The sequence below is a fragment of the Streptomyces sp. NPDC002018 genome, from assembly GCF_042890865.1.
Classification (GTDB): domain Bacteria; phylum Actinomycetota; class Actinomycetes; order Streptomycetales; family Streptomycetaceae; genus Streptomyces.
The window spans coordinates 16793-31812 of record NZ_JBIASO010000038.1; the positions used below are offsets into that span (position 1 = coordinate 16793).

Annotated in this window: 11 protein-coding genes; 7 read left to right on the top strand and 4 right to left on the bottom strand. The window is 70.7% G+C overall.

Features of this window, described 5'->3' with window-relative positions:
* The first annotated feature begins 353 nt into the window (after nucleotides 1–353).
* Both ACFYYH_RS33635 and ACFYYH_RS33640 read left to right on the top strand, forming a co-directional pair.
* The gene (locus ACFYYH_RS33635; protein ID WP_388559456.1) at nucleotides 354–563 is read left to right on the top strand and encodes a hypothetical protein; all 210 of its coding nucleotides are present in this window, start codon (nucleotides 354–356) and stop codon (nucleotides 561–563) included.
* A gap of 152 nt (nucleotides 564–715) precedes the next feature.
* Nucleotides 716–1939 carry a glycosyltransferase 87 family protein gene (locus ACFYYH_RS33640; protein ID WP_388559459.1) on the top strand — a complete coding sequence of 408 codons (1224 nt, stop codon included), beginning with the start codon at nucleotides 716–718 and terminating at the stop codon, nucleotides 1937–1939.
* A 187-nt stretch (nucleotides 1940–2126) separates the two neighbouring features.
* On the opposite strand, the gene ACFYYH_RS33645 is transcribed toward ACFYYH_RS33640, so the two are convergent.
* Nucleotides 2127–3770, bottom strand: coding sequence for a DNA repair helicase XPB (locus ACFYYH_RS33645; protein WP_388559462.1), 1644 nt, complete (start codon nucleotides 3768–3770; stop codon nucleotides 2127–2129).
* Between the two features lie 215 nt (nucleotides 3771–3985).
* Here ACFYYH_RS33645 and ACFYYH_RS33650 point away from each other — a divergent pair, with 215 nt between their 5' ends.
* Together ACFYYH_RS33650 and ACFYYH_RS33655 are read left to right on the top strand one after the other, a co-directional pair.
* Entirely contained in the window at nucleotides 3986–4774 is a 789-nt protein-coding gene (locus ACFYYH_RS33650; protein WP_388559465.1) for a VanZ family protein, read from the top strand.
* A 290-nt stretch (nucleotides 4775–5064) separates the two neighbouring features.
* Complete coding sequence (locus tag ACFYYH_RS33655; protein ID WP_388559468.1) at nucleotides 5065–6924, top strand: pectate lyase; 1860 nt, start codon at nucleotides 5065–5067, stop codon at nucleotides 6922–6924.
* 84 nt (nucleotides 6925–7008) lie between these two features.
* On the opposite strand, the gene ACFYYH_RS33660 is transcribed toward ACFYYH_RS33655, so the two are convergent.
* The gene (locus ACFYYH_RS33660) at nucleotides 7009–9621 is read right to left on the bottom strand and encodes a helicase C-terminal domain-containing protein (protein WP_388559471.1); all 2613 of its coding nucleotides are present in this window, start codon (nucleotides 9619–9621) and stop codon (nucleotides 7009–7011) included.
* A gap of 233 nt (nucleotides 9622–9854) precedes the next feature.
* Between ACFYYH_RS33660 and ACFYYH_RS33665 the strand changes: the two genes are divergently transcribed.
* Complete coding sequence (locus tag ACFYYH_RS33665; protein ID WP_388559474.1) at nucleotides 9855–10910, top strand: hypothetical protein; 1056 nt, start codon at nucleotides 9855–9857, stop codon at nucleotides 10908–10910.
* 19 nt (nucleotides 10911–10929) lie between these two features.
* Here ACFYYH_RS33665 and ribD read toward each other — a convergent pair whose 3' ends face one another.
* Together ribD and ACFYYH_RS33675 are read right to left on the bottom strand one after the other, a co-directional pair.
* On the bottom strand, nucleotides 10930–11826 hold the full coding sequence (gene ribD / locus ACFYYH_RS33670; RefSeq protein WP_388559477.1) for a bifunctional diaminohydroxyphosphoribosylaminopyrimidine deaminase/5-amino-6-(5-phosphoribosylamino)uracil reductase RibD: 897 nt from the start codon (nucleotides 11824–11826) through the stop codon (nucleotides 10930–10932).
* 4 nt (nucleotides 11827–11830) lie between these two features.
* On the bottom strand, nucleotides 11831–13372 hold the full coding sequence (locus tag ACFYYH_RS33675; RefSeq protein WP_388559480.1) for a hypothetical protein: 1542 nt from the start codon (nucleotides 13370–13372) through the stop codon (nucleotides 11831–11833).
* 307 nt (nucleotides 13373–13679) lie between these two features.
* Between ACFYYH_RS33675 and ACFYYH_RS33680 the strand changes: the two genes are divergently transcribed.
* The gene (locus ACFYYH_RS33680; RefSeq protein ID WP_388559492.1) at nucleotides 13680–14090 is read left to right on the top strand and encodes an ATP-binding protein; all 411 of its coding nucleotides are present in this window, start codon (nucleotides 13680–13682) and stop codon (nucleotides 14088–14090) included.
* Nucleotides 14087–14746, top strand: coding sequence for a hypothetical protein (locus ACFYYH_RS33685; protein WP_388559483.1), 660 nt, complete (start codon nucleotides 14087–14089; stop codon nucleotides 14744–14746). Before ACFYYH_RS33680 ends, ACFYYH_RS33685 begins: the two co-directional genes overlap by 4 nt.
* The last annotated feature ends 274 nt before the right edge of the window (nucleotides 14747–15020 follow it).

Below are 15020 nucleotides of genomic sequence, written 5' to 3' on the forward strand. Positions count from 1 at the left end.
GCTGTACGCACGCCGACGGGCCGCGGGCCTGTCGGTCGGCGTGGATCACATCATGGCGGTGGCCGTCCGGTTTCCGTCCGGACAGCGGCGCTCCGCTGAGGGAGGCGGGCAAGGTGGGCGATTGTAGTCACCGGCCGCGGGGCGGGCGAATGCTTTTCCCGGTGGGGCCCTGCGCTCGGCGCGCCGGGCGGGCCGGGCCGCCGGGTCCGTCCCGTAGACGGGTCCGTCCCGTAGGGGACACCCCGTATACCGGGAGTCGTACGTGCCACCGCGCCCCGAGTCGTACGCGCCGCCGGGGGCGGTTCCGCCCATGGGCCGATGTGTCCCGGCGTGCGTGGATCCACCATGGATACATGAGTACAGCAGCTTTCACCCCGGCCCATGCCCCGCACGGCGCCCCGCCACCACCCGGCGCGACCGCCACGGGGTCCGCACCCCACCCCGCCCACCACCTCGGCAACGCGGTGCGCGCGGTCAAGGTCTTCGTGAGTACCGCGTTCCGGGTGGCCGTTCTCGGGGAGTACGCGGAGGAGGCCGGCGTCGTCCGCGGCCGCCGCCTCTGAGCGATCCGTACGGGAGAATCCCCCGGGGAGAACCCGAGCGGGAGACCCGCCCCGGGAGCCGCCCCGGCACCCGTCCCGTGAGCCGTCCGGGAGAGCCGTTCCGGAGACCTCGGGGACCTGACCCACGCCCCTGATCCACTAGGGTCGCGGCCGTGACCTACCGGACCGTGACTCCCCGCTCACTCGCCGCAGCGGGCGCGCTCGCCCTGTCGCTGGCCGCATTCGCCACCCTCTGCGTCGCCCGGCGCATCCCGATGGCCGACACGCTCGTCTACCGGGCGGAGGGCGCGGCCGTCGTCGGCGGCACCGACCTCTACGGGTTCACGGTCACCCAGTGGCAGCTACCCGCCACTTATCCACCCTTCGCGGCGATCCTCTTCGTCCCCACCACCTGGTTGCCCGTCGACGCCCTCAAGATCCTCTTCGTCATCGGCAATGTCGCGCTGCTGGCGCTGTTCGTACGGCTGTCCTGGCGGTTCGCGGGACTGCCCGCGGGTCCCGTGCCGCTGCTCGTCGCCGTCGCCGCCGGGCTCTGGCTCGAACCCGTCTTCCAGACCGTCCTTTTCGGTCAGATCAATCTCGCCCTCGCCGGTCTTGTCCTCTGGGACCTGTCGAGATCCGAGCACGCGCTCGGCAAGGGCTTCGCCCTCGGCGTCGCGGCGGGCATCAAACTGACCCCGGCCGTCTTCATCGTCTATCTGCTGCTGACCGGGCGCGTACGGGCCGGGCTGACCGCCCTCGCCTCCCTCACCGGTACGGTGCTCCTCGGCGTCCTCGTACTGCCCCGGGCCAGCGACGAGTTCTGGACCCGGCGCGTCTTCGAGACCAGCCGGGTCGGCAAGGCCTGGATCATCGACAACCAGTCGCTGCAAGGACTCCTCGCGCGCCTCCTGCACACCCCGGAGCCGGGCACCGTGTGGACGGCCGCCGCCGTGGTCACGGCGGCCGGCGGGCTGTGGATGGCGCGCACGGCCGTCGTACGGGCCGGATCGGAGAGCTGGGGCGTGCTCGTCACCGCGCTGACCGCGCTGCTCGTCTCGCCCATCAGCTGGTCGCACCACTGGGTGTGGTGCGTACCGCTGCTGGCGGTGCTGATCGCGGAGGGACGGTTCCGTACGGCGACGGCGGTCGGGGTGGTCTGGACGGCGCGCAGCTTCTGGGCCGTACCGCACGCGGGGGAGCTGGATCTGCGACTGGCCTGGTGGCAGCAGCCGCTGGCCTCGCCGTACCCGCTGTGCGCCCTGGGGCTGCTGGTGTTCGCGGGCTGGCGCACCGGTACGAGCGCGGGCACGGCGCGCGCGGGGTCCGGGACGGTCCTGCCCGCGCCGCGCACCGGGTCCGGTTCGGGCGTGAGCACCTCGGCGGGCACGGGCTGAAGGACCGGTCCGGTTCCGGGCCGGAGCTGGAGGACCCGTCCGGTTCCGCGCGGCTCCGGTGCGCCGGTCCGCACCGTCGAGGCCGGTGCGGTCCGCCCCGGTCGTGGCCGGTCCGCACCGGTCGGACCTGGTCCGCACCCGGTCCCCGGCGGGCGGCGCGCGGCGCGCGGCGGGACCGGCCGCCCGCTCAGTTCTCCGTCAGCAGCTCGTCCGCGTCCACGATCCGGTACGCGTACCCCTGCTCGGCCAGGAAGCGCTGGCGGTGCGCCGCGAAGTCCTGGTCGATGGTGTCGCGGGCGACGACCGAGTAGAAGCGCGCCTCGTGGCCGTCCGCCTTGGGACGCAGGACCCGGCCCAGCCGCTGGGCCTCCTCCTGCCGGGAGCCGAACGTACCCGACACCTGGATCGCGACCGTCGCCTCCGGCAGATCGATCGAGAAGTTCGCGACCTTCGAGACCACCAGCACCGAGATCTCGCCCTGCCGGAACGCCTCGAAGAGCAGCTCCCGCTGGGCGTTGCTGGTCTCCCCCTTGATGACGGGCGCGTCGAGGTGCTCGCCCAGCTCGTCGAGCTGGTCGATGTACTGCCCGATGACGAGCGTCTGCTCGCCCCGGTGCTTGCGTACCAGCGCCTCCGTCACCTTCCGCTTGGTCGCGGTCGTCGCGCAGAACCGGTACTTCTCCTCCGTCTCGGCGGTCGCGTACGCGAGCCGCTCGCTGTCGGTGAGATTGACCCGTACCTCGACACAGTCCGCGGGGGCGATATAGCCCTGCGCCTCGATCTCCTTCCACGGCGCGTCGAACCGCTTCGGCCCGATGAGCGAGAAGACGTCGGACTCCCGGCCGTCCTCCCGTACGAGCGTCGCGGTCAGTCCGAGCCGGCGGCGGGCCTGGAGATCGGCCGTGAACTTGAAGACGGGCGCGGGCAGCAGATGCACCTCGTCGTAGACGATCAGACCCCAGTCCCGGGAGTCGAACAGCTCCAGGTGCGGATAGACGCCCTTGCGGCGGGTCGTCAGCACCTGGTACGTGGCGATGGTGACGGGGCGGATCTCCTTCGTCGTACCGCTGTACTCGCCGATCTCGTCCTCGGTCAGCGAGGTGCGCTTGACCAGCTCGTGCTTCCACTGGCGCGCGGAGACGGTGTTGGTCACCAGGATCAGGGTCGTCGCCTTGGCCTCGGCCATCGCGCCCGCCCCCACCAGCGTCTTTCCCGCTCCACAGGGGAGGACGACCACACCGGAGCCACCGTGCCAGAAGCCCTCGACGGCCTGCTTCTGATACGGGCGCAGCGCCCAGCCGGTCTCGTCCAGCTCGATCGCGTGCGCCTCGCCGTCCACATAGCCGGCGTGGTCCTCGGCCGGCCAGCCCAGCCTGAGGAGCGTCTGCTTGATCTGGCCGCGCTCGGAGGGGTGCACGGCGACGGTGTCCGGGTCGATCCGGGCGCCGACCAGGGGCTGGACCTTCTTGGAACGGAGGATCTCCTCCAGCACCGGACGGTCCGTGGAGGTCAGGACGAGTCCGTGGGTGGGGTGCTTGGAGAGCGTGAGGCGCCCGTAGCGCGCCATCGTCTCGGCGACATCGACGAGCAGGGCGTGCGGTACGGGATACCGCGAGAACGCCACCAGCGCGTCGACCACCTGCTCGGCGTCATGGCCCGCGGCACGGGCGTTCCACAGCCCGAGCGGGGTCAGCCGGTAGGTGTGGATGTGCTCGGGGGCCCGCTCCAGCTCGGCGAACGGCGCGATGGCGCGGCGGCAGGCGCCCGCCTGCTCGTGGTCGACTTCGAGCAGCAGTGTCTTGTCGCTCTGGACGATGAGAGGTCCATTCACAGCGGCGCCCTTTCCGTTGCCAAACGACCAGTGTCGCGCATCCCGAGCGGATCCGTACCGGGAGACCGTGTGGGGAAGGCGCACCTGGGTGTACGCGTAGGCGGCCGGGGCGGGGGCACCAGGGTGCTATGACGGCTGAGAGGGAAGGATCCGGGTCGGACAGCGCGGCTCGGAGGGGTAATACGTGGGGCCGGGCCGTGGTGCGGATTCTCATCATGTCGGTGGCTCTTGTCGCACTGGTGGCGTTCTCCGCCGTACTGGCCAAACTGACACTGACGCCGTCCCCCGCCTCGGCGGAGATCGCGGGGGCCAATCTGCGGCCGGGACGGTCGTTGCGGCAGTATCTGGAGGACTACACGTTCCTCGCCGCGTGCAAGCAGGTGGGCGGCAATCTGGTGCTGGGGGCGCCCTTCGGGCTGCTGCTTCCGGTGCTCGTCCCGCGCAGAATGCGCATGGTGCGGGTGGTGCTGCTGACCGCTCTGGTGATGGTGCTGGTGGAGCTGGCCCAGGGCGCCATCGTCGAGGGGCGCGCCTTCGACGTGGACGACGTGATCCTCAACACCAGCGGTGCGCTGATCGCGTATCTGCTGCTGGGCATGCGGATCGGCCGGCGGTTCCACGCGCTGGAGCGGGGGCCGCGGGTGCCGAGGAAGCCGGTCGAACCGGCCGAGCAGGTGAAGCCGGGAAAGCCCGTGAAGCCGGGAAAGCCGGTGGGGACAACGGTGGGGACGGCGGCGGGCGCACGGCCGGGGAAGGCGCGGGCGTGGCAGGGCTGGTGGGCGAGGCGGACGGCCGGGGGGCGGCCCGCGGAGGAGCGCCTGATGAAGGGGCAGCCCGCGAGAGGGGCATCGGCGAAGGGGCGGCCGGCGAAGGGGCGCGCGGAGAAGCAGCCTCCCGCCCAGCAGCCCTCCACCGGAACCACCGGAAAGCAGCCCTGGGCCAGGAAGCGGCCTTCCGTGAAGAAGCGGCCGGTGAAGCCCGCGAAGGGCGGGACCTCCGGGTGACCCGGACGTCCGGCTGACCAGGACCGTCGGCTGACCAGGACCGTCGGCTGACCCGGACCGCCTGCTGACCCGGACCGTCGGCTGATCCGGACCTCCGGCTGAACCAGGCCGTCGGCCACTCCTGACCAGGGGTGGCCGACGGCCTTGTGCGACCGGGGCCGCGACGGCTTTCTGTGGTTCGCGTACGAAATTGTTGTCCACATACTTGAAGAGCGTGCGGAGTGTCACTACCTTCCCCTGGTTGAAAGCGGCACCAGTGTTCCACCACCGTCGAGGAAGGCACTTCGCCCATGAAGAAGCCCTTGAGCCGCCGCACATTCAGCCAACTCGCCATGACTCCGCTGCTCGCGGCCCCGTCCGTGCTGCGTCCCGGGACCGCGGGGACCGCCGGGTCCGCCGGGGCCGCCGGGGCCGCGTCGGGAACCGCCGGAGCCGCCGCCCCCGCGCCGGCGCAGTCGGCACGCGCCGAGACCGTACGGGCCATGCGCCGCGCGGTCACGTTCATGGACGGGACCGTCTCCTACCGCGGCGGCTACGTCTGGAACTACCTCCCCGATCTCTCCGCCAGCTGGGGCGAGATGGAGGCCCGGCGCACCATGTGCTGGGTCCAGCCGCCCGGCACCCCCTCCGTCGGGCACAGCATGCTCGACGCGTACCACGCGACCGGCGAGGAGGTCTGCTACCGGGCCGCGGAACGGACCGGACTCGCGCTCGTCGAGGCCCAGCTCCCCGTCGGCGGCTGGAACTACATCCATGACTTCGCCGGTGAGGAATCCCTGCGGGACTGGTACGCCACGATCGGCGCCAACGGCTGGCGGCTGGAGGAGTTCCAGCACTACTACGGCAACGCCACCTTCGACGACGCGGGCACCTCGTCCGCCGCCCAGCTCATCCTGCGGCTGTACGCGGAGCGCCGCGATCCGCGCCTCGGGCGCTCGCTCGACCGGGTCATCGGCTTTCTGCTCGCCTCGCAGTTCAGGGGCGGGGCCGCCGACGGCGGCTGGCCGCAGCGCTTCCCGGCGTTCCCGGGCTCGGTCAGCCGTACACCCTGGCCCGAGAAGCGCCCGCCCTGGCTGCCGGCCGGGATACGGCACGGGATGGAGGACGGCGAGTACACCCAGCAGGTCACCTTCAACGACGACGTCCTGGGCGAGAACATCAAGTTCCTGCTGATGTGCGTGTCGACGCTCGGGCGGCGCGATCTGATCGGGCCCGTCGTCCGGGCGATGGAGTGTCTGCGCCGGATGCAGCAGCCGGCGCCGCAGGCGGGCTGGGGGCTCCAGCATCTCTCCCGGGCCAAGGGCGGCCGGCCCGCCGGGGCGCCCGCGGGAGCCCGCTCCTACGAACCCCGCGCCCTCGCCACCCACACCACCCAGACCAATGTCCAGCAGCTCTTCCACTACTTCCGGCTGACCGGCGACCGCGCGTATCTGCGCCGGGTGCCCGAGGCCCTCGCCTGGCTGGAGAGCTGCCGGCTGACGAACGAGCAGATCGCCGGGAACCCGCTGCTGGCGGGCCGTCCCCATCCGACCTTCGTCGAACTCGGTACGAACCGGGCGCGGTTCGTCCACCGCTTCGGCTCCAACATCCGCAACGGCGCGTACTACCACGACCACGACCACCGGGACACGCTCAGCCACTACTCGGGGGGCCGCTCCGTCGATGTGGCCGCGCTGCGCGCGACCTACGAGGAACTGGCCGCCCTCACCCCGGCCCAGATCGCGGATCTGCGGGCCCGGTCACCTCTGTCGCCCGCCAACGTGCACGGCGGACGCATCCCGCTGCCGCGCTACTTCTCGCCGCGCGATCTGCAACTGTCCGATCTGCTGCGGGACGCGCCGCTGCCCCTGCCGGTGGTGACGGACGCGGAGGCGGCGGCGCTCGTGGCGGGTCTCGGCACGCGGGACCACTGGCTGACGCCGATGGACGCGGTCACCAACCCCTACCGGGGGCCGGGCTCGACGGAGCCGTACGACGGCCGGGCGTATATGAGCAAGCATGTCGGCGACCGGCGCGACACCTCGCCGTACAACCCCCAGGACCCGCCGCTGGAGCCGCCGTACCGGCCAGCCGAGCCGCCGCTGTGCATCAGTTCGGCCGCGTACGTGGCGAACATGGCCAAGCTCGTGGGGTACGTGGCGGCGCGCTGATCGCCTGTCGCGGGCCGGCGGGCCGGCGGGTCCGTGGCGCCCGGTCTGTGGCGTCCGGTCCGTGGCGCCCGGTCCGGGGCCGGTCTACGCCGGGTCGTCGGCCAGTTCGGCGACCCCGGTGATCCGGTGCAGCGGGTACGTGCGGACCTCGTCCGCGGTGTGGTCGTACGCCGTCACATAGCCGCCCTCCACCCGCACCGGGGCGATGACCCGCTGGCTGGCCGCGCCGTCCGCGTTGACATAGCCGATCCACACGGCCGAGCCGGTCATGGCGGCGGCCTGGACGGTCGCGAGGGTCTCGGCGGAGGTCGTACGGGGAAGCTCGCCGTTCCCGGACGCGGTCGCCGCGGCCGCCGCGGCGACCGCCTCGCCCGACAGGGGCGCGGACGGTTCCGGCACCTGGACCGGCTTGCGGACGACCGTGGCGGCCAGGTCCCCGGCCCTGATCGCCCGCACCGCCGCGCCGAGCAGCGTCGCGTCCGGCACCGGCGGCCCGTCGGGGACGGGCGCGGGCGCGGTCCGGGGCGGGGTGCGGTGGGCATGGGCCCGGGTGATCATCACATCACCCTCGGCGGACTCGGCGGCGGGCGCGAACCCCATGGTGCGCAGTCCGTCGAGCAGCGCCGCGGGATCGGCGTGGGCGGAGAGCACGGTCGGGGCGAGCCGGCGCAGCCGCAGCCCCTGCGAGCGCTTGTCGGCCAGGATCTCGTCGAGCACGGCCTCGTCGTCACAGCGCACGTACGCGGAGGCGGAACCGACCCGGAGATGGCCGTGCTTACGGGCCACGTCGTCGATGAGATAGGCGAGCGGCTGGGGAACGGGCGTACGGCTGTGGACCCTGAGGAAGTCATGCAGATCGGAGGCCGACTGCCCGGCGTCGAGCGCGCGCCGTACGGATCCCGGAGTGAACCGGTAGACGGTCGCCCCGCCCTTGGACTCGACATCGGCGGCGATGGAGAGCAGTTCGGCGAGCGGGCGCAGGAGCGGTCCCGGGGCGACGGCGGTCAGGTCGGCCTGGAGCAGGACGTGGTCGAGGGGTTCGGGCAGCAGGGGCGCGAGCGCGGCGGCGGCGCGCTGCCCGGCCACACCGGCCACACCGGCCACACCGGCCACACCGGCCCCGGCGGCGCCCGGGGCGCGGGTGTCCCGGGCGTCCTGGATCTCCCGGGTGCCGGGGGAGCGCGGCGCCAGCAGCGCCCGGCCGTGCGAGGAGAGCGCGCCCCGGCCGGTGACCCCCAGCATCTCGGCCTCGTTCAGGGTCCAGGCCGCGAGCCGTGAGCGCAGATCGTCGGACCGGCCGGCGGAGGACGCGCCGCGCAGCGGGCGCTCCCAGCGCAGCCGGGCCAGCAGCGATTCGGGGTCGGGGGCCGTGCCCTCGGGGAGGGTGGCGAGGAGTTCCAGGATCCGGCGCCGCACCTCGGGCGCGGCGCCGCGGTCCAGATCGGGGCCGAGGGCCGCGAGCGTACGGCCCTTGCTGTCCTGGCTGCCGACCAGACCGGGGGTACGGGTCGCCGTCAGCCAGGCGGTGGCGAGCCGCGCCCAGCGCTCGGGCGCGGGCAGCTCCTGCCATTCGTCGTACGCGGGTGTCGGCGCGTACCGCTCGTCCGGCTCGCCGTCCGTGGCCAGCAGCCCCGCCGCGTAGGTCAGCTCGACCCAGAAGGCGGCCACGGACTCGGAGACGTCCAGGGCGGCGGCGGTGCGCTTGAGATCGCGTACGGAGAGCCCGCCGGCGCGCAGGACGTTCGGACCGCCCTCGTTCCAGTCCTTGGCCAGCTCCTCGACGGTGGCGAGCGCGGTGTACGCCTGCGCGGCGGCGGCGCTGTCCACCACCTGGGGACGGTTTCCGGCGTTCGCCGAGCCGGCCGCCTCGGGGGAGCGGGGCGCGACATCGGGTGCCACGGGCTCCGGCGTACGGTGCGCGCGCCCGGCGCGCAGATGCAGCGCGGCCTCGCGCGGCAGGACGACGGTCCTGGTGGTCGCGGGCAGCAGCAGCCCCCGGTCGCGCAGCCACTGCACGGGCGGGGTCGGGCTCGATGTGACCTCCCCGTACGGCGGCCCCCACACCAGCCGGTCCAGCACCGACAGCGCCTCCATCGGGGCGGTGTCGAGCAGGGCGGCCATCCGCGTGCGGTCGGTGAAGAGCGCGGTCAGCGAGGCGACGGCGGAGACCGGATCGTGGGTGGAGGGCAGCCAGGCCGCGGCCAGGATCTCCTGGAGACGGCCGGGCGACATGCCCGAGGTGGCCTCGGCGACGGTGGGGCCGAGACCGGTCGGCGAGGGGTGGGTGGGGGACGGCGCGAGGAGCTCCCGGGCGGTGCGGACCAGCCGCAGCCGGTCGTCACCGCCCCAGATCAGGGCCCGGTCGCGCAGGGTGCGCACGGCGCCGGGCAGCGCCGCCTCGATCCGCGCGTCGCCCTCGTCGCCGGTCAGCAGCGCGCGCAGCGTGTCGTACGGCGCGGGCTCGGGCGCGACGGCCAGTGCCTCCGCGGTCTGGAGGGTGAAACGGTCCAGCCGCTCCAGCGCCCGTACGACGGAGGCACGGGTGCCCGCGCGTGTCGCGAGCTGGGAGAGGTCGTTGGGTACGGGGGTGAGCAGATCGGGCCGGGCGCGCAGCAGGGCGGCCAGCGATTCGTCGCTCTGGGTACGCAGGGCCTCCGCGAGCGTCCGCGGTGGCGTACCGCCGGTTCCTTCGGGCACGTGCGCCTCCTGCTCAGCCTTCGCGGGTCCCCATTCGTTCCACGTTAGCCCCTGAGGGGCGCTCCGCCCGCGCCGCGGGGCCCGGGGTCGTGGCGGGGGGTGGTGCCGGGTCCGCTCCGTAGTCTGCTGCGTACCTTCTTCATACCGGGCGTACGGCGCGCGTGTTCGGGGTGGACGTTCGGGGATGACTCCGACACCATCGCGTGTGGCGGCGCGCTTGTGCGGAGGACTGTGTGGGGATCGAGAGCGACCAGCTCGTCTACGACTATCTGAGCCGGGTCGGTGACGAGGCGCAGCAGCGGCAGCTCCCGTCCGGGGACCGGATGCGGCTGGTGTCGACGCTGCGGAACGAGATCGAGCGGCAGCGCGGGAAGTCGGTCACCGACAGTCCGGCGGCCGTCCGCCGCATCCTGGGGCGGCTGGGACCACCGGACGCGGTGGTGGCGGCGGCGTCCGGCGGAGCAGGCCGGACCGCCGCCGAGCCGGAGGAGCCGTGGGCCGCCGTACCGGAGCAGCGGTCGGAGGAGCCCGTCCTCACCGCGCAGGAGCCCGCCTTCCCCGAGCAGCGCGCGACCCCGCCGCCCCCGTCCTTCGGCGAGCCGGACTGGTGGCGCATCGGAATGGGGCCGATGGACGTCGCGGGGACCGAGCGGGGAATCCTGGCGGGCATCGAGGTCCCGGAGATGCTCGAACCGCCGCCTAAAGACGAGGACGACGAGGACGACGAGGACGACGAGGGTGAGGACGGCGAGGACGACGGGTCGGGCAAGAAGACGGCGGACGGCGCCCTCCTCCGGCGTCTTCGGCGGCCGTTCGGGATCGGCACGAAGCGGGCCGGCGTGAGGAAGGTCTTCGCGAAGAAAGCAGTCGCGAAGAAAGCCGTCGCGAAGACGGGCGGAAAGGCCGGTGTGAAGCCGGGCGAGGCGGTCGGCGGGAAGGCGGGCGCGAAGGCGCGAGGATTCTCCAACCCCTTCCTGCTGCTGGCCGCCGCGTTGCTGGTCGTGGGCGCGGTCGCGGGCTCCTGGCTGGCCCTGGGCGGCGGCTGGCTCCTTGCCTACGCCTCCCGCACCCTCTCCCGTGCCGAGGCCAAATGGGCGGTCTTCGGACTCCCCGGCGTCTCGGCGGCGGGCGGTCTGATCTGGCTCTGGGGCCGTATCGACGGACGCTGGGGCGCTCCGGTCCCGGACGACGGCATGGCCGACGCCCTCTCGGGCATCTGGCCGGTGGTCCTCCGCACGGCGGCGGTGACCTCGGCGCTGTACCTGATCTGGCGCGCCCGCCGGAAGTAGCCGTGCTCTTCCAGCGCAATCAGGCCCTGCGCCCCACGAGGCGGACATGGGCTGCCCGTCGGGTGACATCGATGAGCCGAAAGCCGTCCGGGACCGCCATGGTCCGGGCCGAATCCATGTCGGGCGACCATGAGGACGGCGTTTTTGGAAGATAGGCGATCACTTGATCAACAAATTTTGTTGAAGTGATCGGAGACATTTCATCGATCGCGCCGGACAGCAGAATGGATCGCGTTCCTGTCTCGCCGAGGACTCTGAGCGTCTCGGCGGGATCGTCGGTCAACGATCCGTACGGAAGCTGGAATACATCGTTACCGTGACTGTCTGGCCTCCCTTCTTCGATGCCGCCCTGGTCGATCATGAGATCGTACGATTCTCGAAGTGAATTCATCTCCTCACGTGCGACCCCCTGCGTGAGGGAGGGATCGGGCTGTCCGTCCGGACTCGCTTCGTAGATCCATGTAATGAAGGGGCGGCCATCTTTCAGGGAGGCTCGCCAAGGGCCCAGAACGAGAAGCGCCTCGTCCTCCAGACAGCCTTGCTGGACTTCCATTCCGGCTTTTCGTAGAAGTTCTGCCCCGCCTTCGCCGCGTGACGTCGGATCCATTACAGCAATGAGTACTTTGGTGACTTTCGCGTTGATCAGAGCTTCGCGGCATGGTGGCGTGCGCCCGTAGTGGTTGCATGGCTCCAGTGTGACGACAGCCGTTCCACCCTCCGCCCGTTTGCCGGCGGCGGCAAGGGCATTGACTTCTGCGTGTGACTCGCCCTTGCGTACGTGATATCCCTCGCCAACGGTCCGCCCATCACTGTCGAGAATTACGCAACCAACGGGCGGGTTGGGGCTGGTCGACCCCAGCCCCTGAGCGGAAATCGCGATGGCACGGCGCATGGCTGCCATCTCATAGCCGTTCATGACGTCAGAAATCCGTCCCTTCTTTGATGGCTTCGAACAAACGGGACACCGCCTGCGATGTGTGAACTTCTCCCAGTGCATTTACAGCGGACACTGTTTCACGCATCGTACGGATCGAACCTGAACTGCGTGCGATGCGGAGCGCGGAGGCGGCCTGTGCCGCTGACGAATCGTATTCGCGTATTCCCGCATACGCGAGTGCCAGACGAGCTTGCGCAAGGCCTCGGTCTCGCTGGTAGGCGTCCGGAAGTTCGTTCAGCGCGGTTTCGAAGACCGGAACGGCGAGATCGGGGCGGCCAAGGGTGAGCCAGCAAGTGGCTCGCTGGATTTCAATGTAACTTGCGGTGCAGAAATCCCCATGCCCCGTGCGGGCATCACCTTTGGTGTCCGGCGATGCTGCGAACTCATGAGCCTCATCCAGGCGGTTGTGGCACGCCACCTCATCCGCGTCCAGCGCGTATCCATGTGCTTCTTGCTGTATGGCGGCCGCACGCATGGGTGAGGTCAGGGAGGATTCGTTTCGCTGGGCGGCTTGAGCGAGGCTCACCGTCTGTGCCGCGTTCTTCCTCGTAGTCGCCTGCTGACTTCTGCGGAAAAGTGTCCACGTGACCATGGCTTGGTCGCCTGATTCATGCGCCCATTCCATCGCCCGGCTCGTCCACTGTGCGGCAGTCTGTATGTCGGAGGAGTCTTCGTGCAGCCATGCGGCAGACTCGGCATATTGGGCCGCGAGTCTCAGTAGTTCGGAACGCTGGGCTCCCCTGGCGTATTCCAGAATTGATTCGAGGATGGACAATTGCTGGCGAACCGAAGCAAGCGCATGCCGCGGACCGAAAAGATTGTCGGCCTGTACCAGGGCATGCCACATCTCTTGGAGATGGGCGGTCGCTGCCTCGATCCGGGACGCGTCCAGTTTGGGTAGTGCGAAGCCTGGGTTGGATGTATGGCCAGGTTCGGAAGCCATTGCCACGCCTGTTGTTTGTAAGGCGGCACCAATCGCACCGGTGACCAGGGTTCGTCGGCTGACGGGCACGACCTGTTTCCTCCCCTCAATCCATACCGAGACCAAGACCACGTCAGGAAGATTGTGCACGGAGTCATTCTCCGCGATACCCGCATGCGAGTCGGAAGGAGCGTAGTCACTGTCCACGGAGATTGGTCGCACTCGATACGCCGACTCTCGGCTTGATCCAGAGTAGATCGGCGCTTCGAGTGGATGGCCGTCTTCCGGGGAACCCTTCTCCCACGGCCGTTCGGACACATCCAGCATTTTTCCGGGGATGCCGAATCCATCGCAAATGCGTTCGATGACCTCTTGTCCGCGAACGCCACGCACCCCTCGGATGATGTCGCTCACTCGCGCACTCGTCATCTTGCCGATGGCAGCCGCCATGGCCGCGTGGCTGGAGCCCGTCCGTCTGTTGATGAGACGGAAGATCTCCCGAAAGTTCCGAACGGCACAAGCCTCCCGCATGGCCTCGCTCTGGAGCAACGCATCGGGAATCGTCAGCGGATAGCCGCTACGCAGTTTCTCACGTTCGTCCATGGGCCACCTGGCAGAGATGGGAAGTGACTCGACCCAGCGTATCCCCGGCTCACTGAGCGGGGATCCCCAAAGTCCCTTGTGGGGTTCCCCGTTCGCTTTTCCGGTAACTCCTTGTCGCCCGGAAGCTCGTAGGGCAACGCACACGCCGTGCACGGCAAGGACCCCCGCGACCGCAGGAACGGCCCGGGGGCATGGCCCTCAACTACAAGGAGTTGATGACAGGGTGAAGGGTATCGCTCAGTTCTTCGAGCCGCTTTTGCGGCACTTGCTTCCGGATCGGAGCGCCGGAGAACGAAGTGGCGCGGTGGTGCTGCGGTGGAGTTCGCATCCGAGTTGTGTCGGGTTGGCGCGTGTGGAGCTGCGTAAGGTGCTGGCGAATTGGGGGCTGTCCGAGTTGGAGGACTCGGCGTCGCTCGTGGTCTCCGAGTTGCTTGCCAATGCCGCGCGGCACGGGCGTGTCTCGCCGGGGCGGGAGATCGAGACCCGTTATCTGCCGAGGCTCGGTGCCGTGCGGATCGAGGTGTACGACTCGTCACCGTGTCGGCCCGTGCTGCGGGGTCTGGACCCCGATGCCCTGGACGGGCGGGGGCTGATCCTTGTTGCCGCTCTGGCGGACGAGTGGGGGGTCGGTGTACGGGACGACGGCGCGCCGGGGAAGGTGGTCTGGGCGGACTTGGCGCTTCCGGCCGGGCTGCCGGGTGAGGGTGGTTGCCCGTGACCGCGCCGGTGGGCAGGCCTCCGCTGGGTGTGTTTCCGCAGCCGGATGTCGTTCCGTACATCGCGCGCTGGTCTTCGGAGAACCGTCCGTCGGGTGTGGTGGTCGTGAAGGGCCTGGGCATCGCGTATGCGGACGAGGGGGCTTACGAGCGTGACGACCTGGGTGTGTTGTGGAAGCGGATCGGGTGGAGTCCGGGGAAAGGGCGGCCGGAGTTCGGACAGGTGCACTTCCTGAGGCAGCGCCGGGCCATGCGTAAGCGGTTGTGCCAGGTGTGCGGCGGGCCGTCGGACCGTACGTCTGAGGGGACGCTGTGGTTGGTGGGGGAGGATCCCGATGGTCCGGAGTTGTGGAAGCCCGGCTATGTCACCACGCATCCGCCGCTGTGTGTGCCGTGCGCGGTGACCTCGGTGGGGGCGTGCCCCCACTTGCGGAAGCGGTATGTGGCGTTGCGGGTGCGGGCGTTCGCGCCGGCGGGGGTGCATGGGGTGCTGTACCGGCCGGGTGGGCTGTTTCCGGTGGCGTACGGCGCGGACGGGGTGACGTTCGAGAGTCCGCACATCGGGTGGGTGCTCGCGTCCCAATTGATCATGGAATTGCAGGAGTTCACGGTGGTGGACCTGGAAGCCGAGCACGCGGCGTACCTGAGGCGTACCTGAAGCGGGCGGAAGCGCGGTTGGGGCTGAGGGGTTCGGGGTGGGGTGGATCGCCGTCTGCGGGTCAGGGCTGAGGGGTTCGGGGTGGGCCGGATGGTTCGGTGTCGGGTGGGGGGCCGCCCCTCTGGCTCTGAGTTTCGCGACTCCGGGGCGGGCGTCAAGGGCGCTCCTGCGTCGCGTCGCTGCGCGATGACCTCCGGTCACCCTTGACCCCCGCCCCTCCGTCGCACGTGCGGATTGATGGGAGGGGCGGCCCGGGGGAAGGGGTCCCCCGGGG

Coding starts and splice junctions, on each gene's coding strand:
- ACFYYH_RS33635 (WP_388559456.1), top strand. CDS start 354: ATGAGTACAGCAGCTTTCACCCCGGCCCATGCCCCGCACGGCGCCCCG.
- ACFYYH_RS33650 (WP_388559465.1), top strand. CDS start 3,986: ATGTCGGTGGCTCTTGTCGCACTGGTGGCGTTCTCCGCCGTACTGGCC.
- ACFYYH_RS33655 (WP_388559468.1), top strand. CDS start 5,065: ATGAAGAAGCCCTTGAGCCGCCGCACATTCAGCCAACTCGCCATGACT.
- ribD (WP_388559477.1), bottom strand. CDS start 11,826: ATGAACGGCTATGAGATGGCAGCCATGCGCCGTGCCATCGCGATTTCC.
- ACFYYH_RS33675 (WP_388559480.1), bottom strand. CDS start 13,372: ATGGACGAACGTGAGAAACTGCGTAGCGGCTATCCGCTGACGATTCCC.